This window comes from Streptomyces odontomachicola, assembly GCF_039605595.1.
Classification (GTDB): Bacteria; Actinomycetota; Actinomycetes; order Streptomycetales; family Streptomycetaceae; genus Streptomyces.
Map to the genome: position 1 here is coordinate 90166 of NZ_JBCFOK010000020.1, position 16359 is coordinate 106524.

A 16359-nucleotide genomic window follows, 5' to 3' on the forward strand; every position below is an offset into this window, starting at 1 on the left:
CTTCGTACGTGACCGTGTCAGGCCGTCAGAGGTCGAAGACCTCGGCGATGAGCTGTGCCTGCTCCTCGGCGTGGCGCTTGCCGGAGCCGACCGCCGGGGACGACGAGTGCGAGCGGGACACCCGACGCAGCCGCTCGGCGGGCGGAAGGTCCGCGCCGACCGAGAGGTCCAGGTGGTCGATCAGGTTGAGCGCGATGAAGGGCCATGCGCCCTGGTTCGCCGGCTCCTCCTGGGCCCAGATGAACTTCTCCGCGTTGGAGAAGCGGGCCAGCTCGGCCTGCAGCTCCTTGCCCGGCAGCGGGTAGAGCCGCTCCAGGCGAATGATCGCGGTGTCCGTGAGACCGCGCTTCTGCCGCTCGGCGTCCAGGTCGTAGTAGACCTTGCCGGTGCAGAAGACGACCTTGCGGACGTTCGCCGGGTCGACCGACTCGTCGCCGATGACCGGACGGAAGCCGCCGGTGGTGAACTCCTCCGCCTTCGAGGCCGCCGCCTTGAGCCGGAGCATCGACTTCGGGGTGAAGACGACCAGCGGCTTGTGGTGCGGGTTGTGCACCTGCCAGCGCAGCAGGTGGAAGTAGTTCGAGGGCAGCGACGGCATGGCGACGGTCATGCTGTTCTGCGCGCAGAGCTGGAGGAAGCGCTCGATGCGGGCCGAGGAGTGGTCCGGACCCTGGCCCTCGTAGCCGTGCGGCAGGAGCAGGGTGACACCGGAGGTCTGGTTCCACTTCTGCTCGGCGGACGAGATGAACTCGTCGATCACCGTCTGCGCGCCGTTCATGAAGTCGCCGAACTGCGCCTCCCACATGACCAGCGACTCCGGGCGGGCCAGCGAGTAGCCGTACTCGAAGCCCATCGCCGCGTACTCGCTGAGCAGCGAGTCGTAGACGTTGTAGCGCGCCTGGTCCTCGGAGAGGTAGAGCAGCGGCGTGTAGTCGTTGCCGGTCTGCTGGTCCAGCAGGACCGAGTGCCGCTGGCCGAAGGTGCCGCGCCGGGAGTCCTGGCCCGCGAGGCGGACCGGGGTGCCCTCCATCAGCAGCGAACCGATGGCCAGGGTCTCGCCCATGCCCCAGTCGATGGTGCCGTCCTCGACCATCTGCGCACGGCGCTGGAGCTGCGGCAGCAGCCGCGGGTGCACCGTGACGTGGTCGGGGATGTTCACCTGCGACTCGGCGATGCGCTTGACGACCTCCTGGCTCACGGCCGTCTCGACGTGCACCGGGAACTCCGCTGTGGGCGCCGGGACCTCGGCCGGGGCCGGCGCCGTGGTGGCGTCCCGCACCTCGGTGAAGACCTTCTCGAGCTGGCCCTGGAAGTCCTGCAGCGCCTGCTCGGCCTCCTCCAGCGTGATGTCGCCCCGGCCGATCAGCGACTCGGTGTAGAGCTTGCGCACCGAGCGCTTCTTGTCGATCAGGTTGTACATCAGCGGCTGGGTGTAGTGAGGGTTGTCGCCCTCGTTGTGGCCGCGGCGGCGGTAGCAGATCATGTCGATGACGACGTCCTTGTTGAACGCCTGGCGGTACTCGAAGGCGAGCCGCGCGACGCGGACCACGGCCTCCGGGTCGTCACCGTTCACATGGAAGATCGGCGCCTCGATCATCCGTGCCACGTCGGTGGAGTACATCGACGAGCGCGCCGACTCCGGCGGCGCCGTGTAACCGACCTGGTTGTTGATGATGATGTGCACCGTGCCGCCGGTGCGGTAGCCGCGCAGCTGTGACATGTTGAGGGTCTCGGCCACCACGCCCTGGCCCGCGAAGGCCGCGTCGCCGTGGAGCTGGATCGGCAGGACCGTGAAGTCCGTGCCGCCCTTGCCGATGATGTCCTGCTTGGCGCGCGCGACACCCTCGACGACCGGGTCGACCGCCTCCAGGTGCGAGGGGTTGGCGGTGAGCGAGACCTTGATCTGCTCGCCGTCCAGTCCTGTGAAGGTGCCCTCGTTGCCCAGGTGGTACTTCACGTCGCCGGAGCCGTGCATCGACTTCGGGTCGAGGTTGCCCTCGAACTCCCGGAAGATCTGCGCGTACGACTTGCCGACGATGTTCGCGAGCACGTTGAGGCGGCCGCGGTGGGCCATGCCGATCACGCACTCGTCCAGGCGCGACTCGGCGGCCGCGTCCAGCACCGCGTCGAGCAGCGGGATGACGGACTCGCCGCCCTCCAGCGAGAAGCGCTTCTGGCCGACGTACTTGGTCTGCAGGAAGGTCTCGAAGGCCTCGGCGGAATTCAGCCGGCGCAGGATGCGGAGCTGCTCCTCACGCTCCGGGGAGGAGTGCGAGCGCTCCACCCGGTCCTGGATCCACTTCCGCTCCTTGGGGTCCTGGATGTGCATGTACTCGATGCCGGTGGTGCGGCAGTACGAGTCGCGGAGCACGCCCAGGATGTCCCGGAGCTTCATCATCGACTTGCCGGCGAAGCCGCCGACCGCGAACTCCCGCTCCAGGTCCCACAGCGTCAGCCCGTGCTCGTTGATGTCGAGGTCGGGGTGCTTGCGCTGCTTGTACTCCAGCGGGTCGGTGTCGGCCATGATGTGGCCGCGCACCCGGTAGGAGTGGATCAGGTCGAAGACCCGCGCGGCCTTGGTGACGTCGTCGTCGTGCGAGGCGTCGATGTCCTGCATCCAGCGCACGGGCTCGTACGGGATGCGGAGGGCCTTGAAGATCTCGTCGTAGAAGTCGTTCTCGCCGAGCAGGTGGTTCGCCACCTGGCGCAGGAACTCGCCCGACGCCGCACCCTGGATGACCCGGTGGTCATAGGTGTTGGTGAGGGTCATCACCTTGGAGACGCCCAGGCGGTTCAGGGTGTCCTGGGAGGTGCCCTGGAACTCCGCCGGGTACTCCATCGCGCCGACGCCCATGATGATGCTCTGCCCGGGCATCAGGCGCGGGACGGAGTGCACGGTGCCGATGCCGCCGGGGTTGGTCAGCGAGCAGGTGACGCCGGAGAAGTCGTCCATCGTCAGCTTGTTCTCGCGGGCGCGCCGGACGATGTCCTCGTACGCCTGCCAGAACTCGAAGAACGTCAGCGTCTCGGCCTTCTTGATGGCCGCGACCACGAGCTGCCGGTCGCCGTTCGGCTTGACCAGGTCGATGGCGAGCCCGAGGTTCACATGGTCGGGCTTGACCAGGGTGGGCTTGCCGTCCTTCTCCGCGTACGCGTAGTTCATGGACGGCATCGCCTTCATCGCCTGCACCATGGCGTAGCCGATGAGGTGGGTGAAGGAGACCTTCCCGCCCCGGGCGCGCTTCAGGTGGTTGTTGATGACGATGCGGTTGTCGAACAGGAGCTTCACCGGGACGGCGCGCACGGACGTGGCCGTGGGCAGGTCGCGGGAGGCGTTCATGTTCTTCGCGACGGCCGCCGAGGGGCCGCGGAGCTGCACGTACTCGGGCCCGGAGGGCTCCTCGCCGGCGGCGTCCGAACCGGAACCCGAGCCGGCGGACTTGGCCGGCGCGCTCGGGGCCTGCGCCTTGGGCGCGGCGGCGGGCTTGGCCTGCGCGGGAGCCTTCGCTGCCGGCGCGGCGGCGGCCTGCGGCTTGGCGGCCTCGGCGGGCTTGGCCTGCGCGGGCTGCGCCTGCGCGGCCTTGGCCTCGGCGGGCTGCGGCTGCGCGGGCTGGGACTGCGTGGCCGACCCGGCCTGGCCGGTGGACGTGCCCGCCGCCCCCGCGGTGGCGGAACCGTCCGGTGGGGACGCCGTCGTGGCCGTTCCACCCCCTGGCTTGTAGTCGGCGAAGAAGTCCCACCAGGCTCGGTCTACCGAGTTCGGGTCCTGGAGGTACTGCTGGTAGATCTCATCAACAAGCCACTCGTTGGGACCGAAAACGGAGGCAGGGTCCTTGCCCTGTCCGTCTTGTTGATCGGTCGCGCTCGACGAGCTCTTGGGGGACTGTGACGACACGGCGGCAACCGCCCTCTTCCGCTTCCTTAGGTGGTGGACAGCGGGAATAAAGGCTACGCCCCTCGTGGCGTTTGGTGCAGTCCGCATGGGCCTTCGTCATGCACGTCACACCGGAAACCCGGTTTCGGCCCAGGATTTGGCGGGAAACACCCATGGTTCCGCAGCTCCCGGGAACCGCATACCCGGCTTCCTGCGTCCTATGCCCGCATCCGTCGCTGATCTGCGGTGATTCAGATGACCCCCGGCGTCAACCGTGCGAATCACCCAAACCCGGAAGAGTGACCCGAATGCGGCACCCACGGGGAGATTCAGCCACCCTGATCGATCCGCCGTGGAGGTCCACGGCCCAGCGCGCGATCGCGAGCCCGAGCCCGGTGCCCCCGTCGCCGACGCCCTGCCCGCCGCCGGCCCCGGCCGTCCCGTTCTTGCCGCCCGCCGCGCTCTTCGCCGCTGCCGCCTTCGTACGGTTGAAGCGCTCGAAGACGTGCGAGCGCTCGGCCTCGGGTATCCCGGGGCCCTCGTCCAGGACCTCGACCTCGAGGCTCTCCTCGCCCTCGCCCCGGCGCGCGCGCACCGTGACCCGGCCGTGCGCTGGGCTGTGCTTCACCGCGTTGTCGATGAGGTTGGCGACGACCTGGTGCAGCCGCTCCGCGTCGGCGTGCGCGGTCAGCTCCGGCGGCGAGACGTCCAGATGCAGGTGCACGTCGGTGCGCGCGTGCCCGGAGCCCTTGCTCATGTTGGCCTCCTTGAGCACGCCCGCCAGATACGGCCACACCTCGAAGCGGCGCGAGTGGAGCGGCACCACGCCGTTGTCCAGCCGCGACAGGTCGAGCAGGTGGTCCACGAGGCGGCCGAGGCGCTCGGTCTGCTGGAGCGCGGTGCGCATGGTCTCCGGGTCCGCCTCGGAGACGCCGTCCACGACGTTCTCCAGGACCGCGCGCAGCGCCGCGATCGGGGTGCGCAGCTCGTGCGAGACGTTGGCCACCAGCTCCTTGCGGTGCTGGTCGACCGACTCCAGGTCGGCCGCCATGCGGTTGAAGGTGTCCGCGAGCTCGCCGAACTCGTCGCGGCGCACCGAGCCCACCCGGCGCGAGTAGTCGCCGTCGGCCATCGCGCGCGCGGCGTCCTTCATCTCGTCCAGCGGCGCGGTCAGCGACTGCGCCACGAACTGGGTGATGAGCAGCGAGGCGATGATCGAGAAGATCGTGATCACCCGCAGCTCGGTCGCGGAGTGCACCGCGAACAGCGCGAGCAGCGTGGTGATCACCACCGAGGCGATGACCAGCGCGCCGAGCGCCGCCTTCACCGAGCGGTACGGGTCCAGGGGCCGCATTGCCTCCCACAGCCGGGCCCAGGCCCGGCCGGCCGGCTCAGGAACCCTCACCGGCGGGCGCCGCTGGCGCGGGGGTCTCCAGGGCGTACCCGACGCCGTGCACCGTGCGGATGCGGTCGGCGCCGATCTTGCGGCGGAGCGCCTTGATGTGGCTGTCCACGGTGCGGGTGCCCGAGGCGTCGGCCCAGTCCCACACCTCGGCCAGGAGCTGTTCGCGGGAGAGCACCGCGCGCGGCGAGTGCGCCAGGCACACCAGCAGGTCGAACTCGGTGGGCGTGAGGTGCACGTCCTCGCCGGTGACCCGCACACGGCGCTGGGCGTGGTCGATCTCCAGCTCGCCGAGCCGGAGTATGCCGCTGCGCGGGGTGTGCGCGGCGAGGGTGGCGCGCTCCACGCGGCGCAGCAGCACGTGCACCCGGGCCGCCACCTCGCGCATGGAGAAGGGCTTGGTCATGTAGTCGTCGGCGCCGACGCCGAGGCCGACCAGCATGTCCGTCTCGTCGTCGCGCGCGGTGAGCATCAGCACCGGGACCGGGCGCTGCGCCTGCACGCGCCGGCACACCTCCAGGCCGTCGAAGCCGGGCAGCATCACGTCGAGCACGATGAGGTCGGGCTGCCACGCCTCCGCCGTGTCCACGGCGGCCGGGCCGTCGCCCGCGGTCTGCACCTGGAAGCCCTCGGCGCGCAGCCGCATGGCGATGGCGTCGACGATCGTCGGATCGTCCTCGACGACGAGGATGCGGCGCTGCGCACCCGGGGTCGTCGCGGCGGCAGCGCTGTTGGCGTGGTTGCCCTGTGTCTGAGTGGTGGTGTTCTGGTCCATTCGGCCCCGCCCCTGCGTTCGCCCCGCGGTTCGTCGTGACTGTGTGACTGCTTGGTGTGCGTGCTGGCAGCAGCGTAAGGGTGGTGTGTGGGCTGCGGCTATGCCGGTTTGGTTGCGAAGTGGACCACGTCGGGGACGCCTCGGACGACGGGGATCTCTTCGGTCCTGACCCCTGTGAATCCGGCATTCCGCACTGTGTCGGTGAATGTCGTGGAGGGCTGCGCCGACCACACGGCGAGCACGCCGCCCGGGGTCAGCGCCCGGAGGCAGGCGGCCAGTCCGGAGGGTCCGTAGAGCGAGCCGTTGTCCTCGGTGACGGTCCACTCGGGCCCGTTGTCGATGTCCAGGCACAGCGCGTCGTACGCCTGGTCCGCGCCGGCCAGCAGCTCCAGCAGATCGCCGTGCAGGAGTGCGGTACGAGGGTCCCGTACGGCCTCCGCGGTGATGCCGGAGAGCGGTCCGTCCTCGCGGTGCCAGTCGATCACCGCGGCCTCGCGCTCGGCCACCGCGATGCGCGACCAGCGCGGTTCGGCCGCGGCCTCCGCCAGCGAGAAGCCCACGCCGAGGCCGCCGATGAGCAGTGCGGGGTCTTGGCGGTCGCCGAGTTCGCGCAGTGCCGCCCGCACCAGCAGCCGCTCCGAGCGGCCGTCGGAGGTGTCCATCAGGAAGCAGCCGTTGGCGATGATCTGGAGGAGGTCGCCGTGGCGCCGCAGCACGACCTCTCCGTACGGGCCCTCGCGGCGGTCCAGGACGACGGGGCCTTCGGTGGTTCCTGTTCCGGTTCCGGGTGCGGGCAGGTGGTCCAGCATGCGGCACATCCTCGCAGTGGGAAGCGGGGGCGTACGGGGCTCGGGGCGGCCCGCGGATATTGCTGTCAGCGAACATCCGCCCCGGGAGGGAACAGCGGGACCCCTCGCGAGCATTGAGTGGGCATAGCTCAACTTGCATGCCGAGGGAGAGATCATGGCTTCGACGTCCGAAACGCTCACCCTGCCCGTCCTGCCCCTCGACGACGAGGTGGTCCTGCCGGGGATGGTGGTGCCGCTGGACCTGTCCGACAACGACGTACGCGCCGCCGTCGAGGCGGCGCAGGCCGCCGCACACAAGGGGGACAAGCCGGAGGTGCTGCTTGTTCCGCGCACCGAGGGCAGCTACGCGGACATCGGCGTGCTCGGCCGCGTGGAGCAGGTCGGCAGGCTGGCCGACGGCGACCCCGGCGCGCTGATCCGCGGCCTGCGCAGGGTGCGCGTCGGCTCGGGCACGACCGGGCCAGGGGCCGCCCTGTGGGTCGAGGGCACCGGCGCAGAGGAGCAGGGTCCTGACCCCGTTCCCGGCCAGGTGGCCGAGCAGATGAAGGAGTACAAGGCGCTGGCCACCGACTGGCTCCGCAAGCGCGGCGCCTGGCAGGTGGTGGACCGGGTGCAGCAGATCGACGACGTCGGCCAGCTTGCCGACAACGCCGGGTACTCCCCGTTCCTGACCACCGAGCAGAAGATCAGGCTCCTGGAGACCACCGACCCCGTGGAGCGGCTGCGCTTCGCGACCGAGTCGCTGCGCGAGCACCTGGCCGAGCAGGACGTGGCGGAGTCCATCGCCAAGGACGTGCAGGAGGGCGTGGACAAGCAGCAGCGCGAGTTCCTGCTGCGGCGGCAGATGGAGGCCGTGCGCAAGGAGCTGGCCGAGCTGAACGGCGACCCCGAGGACGAGGGCGAGGACTACCGCGCCCGCGTCGAGGCCGCCGACCTGCCGGACGAGGTGAAGAAGGCCGCGCTCAAGGAGGTCGACAAGCTGGAGCGCTCCAGCGACCAGTCCCCGGAGGGTAGCTGGATCCGCACCTGGCTCGACACGATCCTCGAACTGCCGTGGAACGAGCGCACCGAGGACGCGTACGACATCACCGGCGCGCAGCGCGTGCTGGACGAGGACCACGCGGGCCTGGACGACGTGAAGGAGCGCATCACCGAGTACCTGGCGGTGCGCAAGCGGCGTGACGAGCGGGGGCTGGGCGTCGTCGGCGGGCGCCGCGGCGGTGCCGTGCTGGCGCTGACCGGCCCTCCCGGCGTCGGCAAGACCTCGCTCGGCGAGAGCGTCGCGCGTGCCATGGGCCGGAAGTTCGTGCGGGTCGCGCTCGGCGGCGTACGGGACGAGGCGGAGATCCGCGGGCACCGGCGCACGTACGTGGGCGCGCTGCCCGGGCGCATCGTGCGGGCCATCAAGGAGGCCGGCTCGATGAACCCGGTCGTCCTCCTCGACGAGGTCGACAAGCTCGGCTCGGACTTCCGCGGCGACCCGTCCTCCGCGCTCCTCGAGGTCCTGGACCCGGCGCAGAACCACACCTTCCGCGACCACTACCTGGAGGTCGAACTCGACCTGTCCGACGTGGTGTTCCTCGCCACGGCCAACGTCCTGGAGGCCATCCCGGAGGCGCTGCTCGACCGCATGGAGGTCGTCCAGCTCGACGGGTACACCGAGCACGACAAGGTCACCATCGCCCGCGACCACCTGCTGCCCCGGCAGCTCGAGCGCGCCGGGCTGCGCGGCGACGAGGTCGCGATCGACGACGAGGCGCTGCGCAAGCTGGCGGGCGAGTACACCAGGGAGGCGGGCGTACGGAACCTGGAGCGGGCCGTCTCGCGGGTGCTGCGCAAGGTCGCGGCCAAGCACGAACTGGGCGAGCGCGCGCTGCCGTTGACCGTCGGCGTGGACGACCTGCGCGACCTGATCGGGCGGCCGCACCACACCCCGGAGTCCGCGCAGGACCCGGCCGAGCGGCGTACGGCGGTGCCGGGCGTGGCGACCGGGCTCGCGGTGACGGGCGCGGGCGGCGACGTCCTGTTCGTCGAGGCGTCGCTGGCCGACCCGGAGACCGGGGCCTCGGGGCTCACGCTCACCGGGCAGCTCGGCGACGTGATGAAGGAGTCCGGGCACATCGCGCTCTCCTACCTGCGCTCGCGCGGGGCCGAGCTGGAGCTGCCGGTGGGCGACCTCAAGGAGCGGGGCATCCACCTGCACGTTCCGGCGGGCGCCGTGCCCAAGGACGGGCCGAGCGCGGGCATCACCATGACGACCGCGCTGGCCTCGCTGCTCAGCGGGCGCCAGGTGCGGCCCGACGTGGCGATGACCGGTGAGGTCTCGCTGACCGGCCGGGTGCTGCCGATCGGCGGCGTGAAGCAGAAGCTGCTCGCCGCGCACCGGGCCGGGATCACGACGGTCGTGATCCCGAAGCGCAACGAGCCCGACCTCGACGACGTCCCCGCCGACGTCCTGGAGGACCTGGAGGTCCACCCCGTGACGGACGTACGCCAGGTCCTGGACCTGGCCCTGACCCCGGCCGAGACCCCGGCGGAACGGGAGCTCCCGCTCGCCGCGTAAGCGGGAGCCCCCTCCGCGATGAGCTCCGGCCGTGCGGTGACGGGCACGGCCGGAAACAGACGGGCGGTCCCCACGAGGGGGCCGCCCGTCGCGTGTGCGGGACAGGGGGTTGGGCAACCCCGTGTGGCCGGCTAGCCGTTCGCGAGCGCCTGGAGTCTGTCGTATGCGCCGTTGAAGACGTTGTGGTCGCCCACCGTCGGGCCCGAGGACGTGTACTGCCAGAAGGTGTAGTAGCCCCAGCCTGCCGGGAGGGTGCCGGGCGATGAGGCGTAGCGGGCGATCCACAGGGGGTTCGTGGCGCCGAACGCCGCGGAGTTGCCGGTGCACTGGGTCCACCAGTTGGTGGTCGTGTAGATCACCGCGTCCCGCCCCGTACGCGCCTTGTACGTGCTGGTGAAGTCGCGGATCCAGCTCACCATCGCGCTCTGCGACTTGCCGTAGCAGGTCGCCCCGTACGGGTTGTACTCGATGTCCAGCACGCCGGGCAGCGTCTTCCCGTCCCTGCTCCAGCCGCCGCCGCTGTCCACGAAGTAGTTGGCCTGCGCGGCGCCGCTGGAGGAGTTCGGCAGGGCGAAGTGGTACGCGCCGCGGATCATGCCGACGTTGTACGAGCCGTTGTACTGCTGAGCGAAGTACGGGTTCTTGTAGCCGGTGCCCTCGGTGGCCTTCGTGTAGGCCCACTTCACGCCGCTGTTCCAGAGGGTGGACCAGTTCACGTTCCCCTGGTGGCTGCTCACGTCCACGCCCTCGACCGTCGCGTCGAGCATGCGCGGACGGGACCCGTCCGTGTGATCGCCCTCGTGCTGCCGCACGCCCACGCCCATGTACGCCTCGCCGGGGCGGATGCGCTCGCCCCCGCCGCCCGCCCGGCCCCCGCCGTCCGCCGCCTGCGCGGAGACGGCCGGCACCAGGGCGAGCGAGAGCGCCGCGACCAGCGTGCCCGCGGCGCAGGCCAGGCGTCCGGCGCGGGGGCGGCCGGCTCTTCCGCGGAGTCTTCGGAATCCGTTTCTCGGCATCGCTGCCTCCCAGGACCTCTGTGGGCCCGCTGTGGGGCCTTTCGTGAATGGAGAGATGGGGCAGTGCAGGTGGAACGGATGTGCCGCGCGGATGCGCTGTACTGCGGGGCGGACACCCGGTGCGGACGCGGCTCCCTCGCGGCTCCGTGAACGTACGCGCGTAGAGGGGAAGGGCGGAAGAGGGCCCGCGTCCCGCCGGTGGTCCAGTCCTGCGGAATACTGGGCGAGCTGCGAGGATCGCGGCGGATCGGCGGAAACTTTCTTCATGGGAAACGGCGTGGAGCACGGGAACGCGGACGGCACGGTGGACGTCAACGGGGGATACGGGCCCGAGTACCTGGACCTGGAGCGCGAGTTGGCGGTCTTCCTGCGCCGCGCACGCGCGAATTCGGGCGAGATGGCGCGCGAGGTGCATCCGGATCTGGAGGCCGCCGCCTACGGGCTGCTGGTGCGGCTGGAGGACGCGGGGCCGCAGCGCGCCACCGACCTCGCGGAGTACTTCGGCATCGGGAAGGCCACCATCAGCCGCCAGCTGCGCGCGCTGGACGCGCTCGGGCTGATCACCAGGTCCCCCGATCCGGGTGACGGCCGCGCCTCGGTGCTGACGCTCACGGACGAGGGCAGGGAGCGCTTCACCCGCGTACGGGAGGCGCGCCGCGCCGAGTACGTACGGCGCCTCGCCGCCTGGGACCGCGGCGAGATCGCCGAACTGGCCCGCCTCCTGCACCGCTTCAACGGGCTGCACAGCACGGAGGGCTGAGGGCGCGCGGCGCGTGGCGGGGCTAGAGCTCCACGAGCAGCGCCGTCGCGTCGTCGTGCTGCTTGCCCCGCGGGGGATTGGCGCGCTCCGCCGCGCGGACCCGGGTGATCAGGCCCGCAGGACCCTCCTCGCGGGTCAGCTTGAACAGCTCCGGCCAGTCGCCGAGGCGGAAGACCTCCGTCCAGCGGGTCGCGCCGTCCGTGAGCCCCAGCAGCGTCCGTACGGACTCGCGCGGGAGCGTGCCGGTGACCGCCCGCGCCGAGACCCCGGGGTCGGCCGCCGCGGTGAAGAAGCCGGAGCCGTCGGGCGCGTTGCGCAGGGCCTCCACGGCGCGCGCGTACGCGGCGGCGGCCTCGGCCCGTTCCGCCGAGCCCTGCGGGAGCGCGCGCACCCGCTCGCGGGCCTCGCGCACATGCGGCGGCAGCTCGTCCAGGCGCGGGTCGAGCAGGGCCCGCACCGCGCCGTCCGGCGCCTCGGCGAGCAGCGCCGAGTCGGACAGCACCAGATGCTCGACCCGCTCCTCGTCCCAGCGCGCCGCGACCACGGTGGCCTGCGGCGTACGCGGGTGAGAAAGGTCACAGGTTGAGCGGTGCGCCGCAGCGGTACGCGCGACGGCCTCCGAGAGGCATTGGGCCAGGGTCATATCCCGGAGAGATCCGGACAGTTCGAGCAGCGCTCCGCCGAGCCGCGCCGTGTACCAGGGGACACCGTGCGTACACCCGTCGTCGCCCTCCGGTGGCGTGACGCCGTCCAGGACGACCATCGCGCCGCCCCATCCGGACGCCGGAACGGCGACCGAGGCGAAGTCCTCATTGGGCCGCAGCGGGTTTCCCGGCTCACAGGCCATCTCGATGCGCATGCCACCAGTCTGCGCGAGCCGCGGCGGAGCGCGAGGCGGGGGACCGCCGCCCGGCCGGGCCGCGCCGGGCAGCCCGCACCCCTGCCGGAGTTGGGGTGGAATCAGGCGTTCCGCGAAGCGGGGGCGGGGCATCTTGCCAGGCGGCCCCGGGGATTTCCAACCGCCCGCCGGAGCGGCGCCGTTGGCGGGCCGCGGCGGAGTTGTTCGCCAACTCCCGAGTGATGTTCACTCCTTCAGGTGGCCCGGCAGGGGATTCGCTTCCGCCCGGTAATGCCGCTGACAAGGTCTGACGGCGAACCAGGGCGGGACCGCTGCAATTTCCCGGGGGAAGCCCCCGGTCCCCGGCCGGAAGTAAGGGCGGCCCCGGACTCCTCCGGGGGTGCGGGACGAGATTGCGAGTGCGGGTGCGGAAGACTCGAATCCGGCAGCCTGACGGCACGGGTACGGAAGGGACGGCGGCACAGGACCGCCCCAAGTCCCGGGCACGGGTGCGCAATCGGCTGCTCGCCTCCGTGGCGCTGTGCGCCGTCGCCGTGCTCGCCGCCGGCACGCCCGCCGTGCTCGACGGCTCGGACCGGGTGACCGAATCCCAGGAGCTGGTCGGCAAGAGCGGCCTCAACCAGCGCGCCGTGGCCCTCGCGCACGCCCTCGCCGACGAGCGCGACGGCATGGTCGGCTACGTCGCAGCGGCAGGCACGGGCACGGCCTCAGGCGGTGCCGCCTCGGGTGCTGCGACCTCTGGTGATGGGGGCCGGCGCTCCGCCCGCCCCGGCCTCGTGCCCCAGAGCGCCGGCGGGGCCTCCCAACAGGCGCGCGTGGACCGGCAGATCAAAGAGGTGAGCCGCGACGCGCGCACGCCGAAGGCGGTGCGCGCCAGGCTCGCGGCGATCCCCGAGGCCAGGAAGCAGGCCACGGCGGGGGAGTCGGGCGAGGGCGCGGCGCTGCGCACGTACGCGGCGTACGGAAAGGCCGTCGACGCGCTGCACGGCATGTCCGAGGACCTGGTGCGGGCCCTGCCCGCGCGGGCCCAGAGCCCCACGGCGCACTCACTCCCCGACCTGGCGCGCGCCGTGGAGCAGGCGTCCGCCGTGCGCGGCCTGCTGCGCGGGGCGCTCGCCGGGCCCGGCACCCAGTCCGCGCTGACCGCCGAGGCACAGCGCGCCCATGTGCGCGAGGAGGCGGCGCTCGCCGACTTCGAGCAGACTGCCGACGCCAAGGCGGCCGACACCTTCGAGCAGACCGTGACCGGCGCCGACGTCACCCAGGCCGACCGGTATGTGGCCAAGCTGACCGACCGGCCCTATCTCACCCCTGCCGACCGCCTGCTGGACCGCGAGAAGGTCGACACCGCCGTGTCCGCGCGCATCGACGCGATGCGCAGCGTCCAGGCCTCGTTCGCGACGCAGGAGGTCAAGCGCATCGAGGCGCTGCGCGACGAGGACGTGACCGCGCTGGAGCTGCGGATCACCCTGGTCGGCGCGTGCCTGCTGATCGCCGCGGGCATCGGCGTCTCGACCGCGCGCTCGATGACCAGGCCGCTGTCGGTGCTGCGCCGCGGCTCGCGGCGGCTGGCCGAGGGTCCTGCGGAGGCCGAGCCCGTGGAGTTCCGCGGCAGGAACGACGAGTTCGCCGAGGTCGTACGGGCCCTCAACACCCTGCGCGAGACCGCCGCTTCGCTCCAGGAGCGCGCCACCGAGGCCGAGGCGGACAGCGCGTTCCTGGTCGAGGGCAAGGACCGGCTCACGGCGGAGAACGGCAGGCTGCACCGCGACCAGGAGACCCTGCGCGGGGAGTACCGGGACCTCGCCGACGCGCTGGAGGAGGCCCGCGAGGAGCTCCGCGCGCTGCGCGAGGCCGAGGAGGCGCGCGCAGCGCGGCCCGCCGACGCGCCGCGCGAGCACGACGCGGACGAGCACGAGGCGGACGACGAGCACGAGGCGGACGACGAGCACGAGGCGGACGAGGCCGCGGAGGCGGTCGGCGCCGGCACGCCGCCCGCCACCTTCGTCAACCTCGGCATGCGCACCCTGGGCCTGGTCGAGCGGCAGCTCGCCGTCATCGAGGGCCTGGAGGAGAAGGAGTCGGACCCGGACCAGCTCGAAACCCTCTTCAAGCTGGACCACCTCGCCACCCGCATGCGCCGGCACAGCGAGAACCTGCTCCTCCTCGCGGGCGCCGAGCACAACGGCCGGCACGGCCCGCCCGTCCCGCTGCTCGACGTGCTGCGCGCCGCGGTCAGCGAGATAGAGCGGTACGAGCGCGTGGAGCTGGGCTCGCTGCCCCCGCACACCGCGATCACCGGGCACGCGGCCGACGACGTCAGCCACCTGGTCGCCGAACTCCTCGACAACGCCGCCGCGTTCTCCCCGCCGGAGGCCGGCGTGCGGCTCTCCGCCTGGCTCATGGAGACCGGCGAGGTGATGCTCTCGGTGCACGACGAGGGCATAGGGGTCACCGACGAGATGCTGGCCTCGCTCAACGAGCGGCTGGGGGAGACCCGTTCGCCGCGCCATCCCGAGCCCGCCACGGGCCGCTCCGAGGACAGCCTCGGCATGGGCCTGTACGTGGTGGCCAGGCTCTCGGCGCGGCACGGCCTGCGGGTGCAGCTCCACAAGCACAAGCAGGGCGGCGTGACCGCGGTCGTCACGGTGCCCGAGGGGCTGGTGTCCCAGGGCGCACCGGTCGAGGCGGGCGCGGACGGCGCGACCACGGGGTCCACCAGCCTCCCCGGCTCGGTCGCCGAGGCCAACTCCAACTCCCTGCCGGTGCGCAGGCGCCGCGCCACGGGAGCCTCCGGGCCGCGCCCCGCGACCGGGGACGGCCGCGCGGACGGGGACGGCGACGTACGCGAGGACGCCGAGGACGCGGACGACGTACGCGACGAAGCCGAGGCCGTGCGCGACGAAGCGGAGCACGCACGCGAGGGCGCCGGTGCCGTACGGGACGACGACGGCGTACGGGGCGGTAACGCCGGGCGTGACGGCGGCGCTGTAGAGGAAGAGCACGGCCTCGCCGGTGACGAGGCGTCTTCGGCGGCCGGGCCGTCGGAGGGGCGCAGGATCACCGACAAGGGCCTGCCCAAGCGCACGCCGCGGAACGTGGCCCCGCAGGGGCCCGCGCGGCCGCGCAGGGGCGGGGCCAACGCCGACGAACTGCGCCGCAGGCTGGGCGGGTTCCAGCAGGGCGCGCAGCACGGAAGGCGGGACGCGGAGGCGGAGGCCGGCGCGGGGGAGCCCGCGCGCGAGCCGGACGAGGACGCGGCAGCACAGACCGAGGACGGCCGGGAAGCAGACCCGGCGACAGTCAGGGAGAACGGCCAAGCGGGGGCGCAGGTTGACGGTGGTACCGCCGAGGAGGCACGCAAGTGAATGCGCCCACCACGCGCACATCGGGCAGTTCGGAGGCGCGTAACCTCCGCTGGCTGCTGGACAACCTGGTCGACGAGGTCCCGGGCATCCGGTCCGTCGCCGTCGTCTCGTCGGACGGACTGCTGCTGCTCTCCTCCGACCCCGAACTCGCCGAGCGCGGCGGGCCCGGGGACGGCGGCGCGCCCGCCGGCCCCCGCGGCTCCAGCGCCGACCTGGCGACCATCGTGTCCGGCGTCGGCTCGCTCACCCTGGGCGCCGCCAAGCTGATGGACGGCGGCGCGCTGCGGCAGACCATGATCTCCATGGACGAGGGCAGCCTCTTCGTCATGTCGGTCAGCGACGGTTCGCTGCTCGGCGTGCACGCGACGGCCGAGTGCGACATGAGCGTGATCGCGTATCACATGGCGCTCTTCGTGGGCCGCGCCGGACACGTTCTCACCCCCGAACTCCGCACCGAGCTGCGCAAGTCGATGGAGCTGGACAAGTGACCTCTGCCTCTTCCGCTTCCACCCCCGGCAAACCCACCCCGCTTCCCCGCCGGCTCCAGGAGCGCGGCAGGTCCCGGCGGGTGCGCCCGTACGCGCTGACCGGCGGCCGCACCAAGTTCGGGCACGTGCTGCTCGTGGAGACCTTCGTGGCGGCCATCGAGGCGCCCGAGGAGCGGCCCGAACTCACCTCGGGCGGGCTGCGGGACCGCGTGATGCCCGAGATGCAGGCCATCGTCGAGCTGTGCCGCAGGATGCGCACGGTCGCCGAGATCGCCGCCCTGCTCAAGATGCCGCTCGGCGTGGTGCGGGTGCTGCTCAGCGACCTCGCCGACCAGGGCCGGGTGCGGGTGCACGGCACCGGGCACGGCACCGAACGGCCCGACCGCGCGCTGCTGGAGAGGGTGCTGGGTGGACTCCGCAAGATCTGAAAGCACCGCACGCTCCG

11 protein-coding genes are annotated in these 16359 nt (G+C 72.1%); 5 read left to right on the top strand and 6 right to left on the bottom strand.

All coding sequences use genetic code 11. The annotated features are described in order from the left end of the window. Positions 1 to 25: 25 nt before the first annotated feature. The 4 genes from ABEE00_RS30660 to ABEE00_RS30675 form a co-directional block, all read right to left on the bottom strand. Complete coding sequence (locus tag ABEE00_RS30660; RefSeq protein WP_345749002.1) at positions 26 to 3895, bottom strand: multifunctional oxoglutarate decarboxylase/oxoglutarate dehydrogenase thiamine pyrophosphate-binding subunit/dihydrolipoyllysine-residue succinyltransferase subunit; 3870 nt, start codon at positions 3893 to 3895, stop codon at positions 26 to 28. 247 nt (positions 3896 to 4142) lie between these two features. Continuing rightward, positions 4143 to 5228, bottom strand: coding sequence for a HAMP domain-containing sensor histidine kinase (locus ABEE00_RS30665; protein WP_345749003.1), 1086 nt, complete (start codon positions 5226 to 5228; stop codon positions 4143 to 4145). Between the two features lie 37 nt (positions 5229 to 5265). Beyond that, positions 5266 to 6051 carry a response regulator transcription factor gene (locus tag ABEE00_RS30670; RefSeq protein ID WP_345749004.1) on the bottom strand — a complete coding sequence of 262 codons (786 nt, stop codon included), beginning with the start codon at positions 6049 to 6051 and terminating at the stop codon, positions 5266 to 5268. A gap of 98 nt (positions 6052 to 6149) precedes the next feature. Next, on the bottom strand, positions 6150 to 6860 hold the full coding sequence (locus ABEE00_RS30675; protein ID WP_345749005.1) for a spermidine synthase family protein: 711 nt from the start codon (positions 6858 to 6860) through the stop codon (positions 6150 to 6152). Positions 6861 to 7014: 154 nt separating this feature from the next. Between ABEE00_RS30675 and lon the strand changes: the two genes are divergently transcribed. Next, entirely contained in the window at positions 7015 to 9423 is a 2409-nt protein-coding gene (lon, locus tag ABEE00_RS30680; protein WP_345749006.1) for an endopeptidase La, read from the top strand. Positions 9424 to 9554: 131 nt separating this feature from the next. On the opposite strand, the gene ABEE00_RS30685 is transcribed toward lon, so the two are convergent. Next, positions 9555 to 10439 (bottom strand): lysozyme, encoded by an 885-nt coding sequence (locus tag ABEE00_RS30685; RefSeq protein WP_345749007.1) that lies wholly within the window; start codon positions 10437 to 10439, stop codon positions 9555 to 9557. 265 nt (positions 10440 to 10704) lie between these two features. Here ABEE00_RS30685 and ABEE00_RS30690 point away from each other — a divergent pair, with 265 nt between their 5' ends. Further along, on the top strand, positions 10705 to 11199 hold the full coding sequence (locus ABEE00_RS30690) for a MarR family winged helix-turn-helix transcriptional regulator (protein WP_345749008.1): 495 nt from the start codon (positions 10705 to 10707) through the stop codon (positions 11197 to 11199). 22 nt (positions 11200 to 11221) lie between these two features. On the opposite strand, the gene ABEE00_RS30695 is transcribed toward ABEE00_RS30690, so the two are convergent. Beyond that, positions 11222 to 12058 (bottom strand): protein phosphatase 2C domain-containing protein, encoded by an 837-nt coding sequence (locus tag ABEE00_RS30695; protein WP_345749009.1) that lies wholly within the window; start codon positions 12056 to 12058, stop codon positions 11222 to 11224. A 404-nt stretch (positions 12059 to 12462) separates the two neighbouring features. Here ABEE00_RS30695 and ABEE00_RS30700 point away from each other — a divergent pair, with 404 nt between their 5' ends. The 3 genes from ABEE00_RS30700 to ABEE00_RS30710 are packed head-to-tail and all read left to right on the top strand — an operon-like array spanning position 12463 to position 16342. After that, positions 12463 to 15426, top strand: coding sequence for a sensor histidine kinase (locus tag ABEE00_RS30700; protein ID WP_345749010.1), 2964 nt, complete (start codon positions 12463 to 12465; stop codon positions 15424 to 15426). Then, positions 15423 to 15914: a roadblock/LC7 domain-containing protein gene (locus tag ABEE00_RS30705; RefSeq protein WP_345749011.1), complete on the top strand. Its 492-nt coding sequence runs from the start codon at positions 15423 to 15425 to the stop codon at positions 15912 to 15914. Before ABEE00_RS30700 ends, ABEE00_RS30705 begins: the two co-directional genes overlap by 4 nt. Beyond that, positions 15911 to 16342 carry a DUF742 domain-containing protein gene (locus ABEE00_RS30710; protein ID WP_451918702.1) on the top strand — a complete coding sequence of 144 codons (432 nt, stop codon included), beginning with the start codon at positions 15911 to 15913 and terminating at the stop codon, positions 16340 to 16342. Before ABEE00_RS30705 ends, ABEE00_RS30710 begins: the two co-directional genes overlap by 4 nt. Positions 16343 to 16359 lie beyond the last annotated feature (17 nt).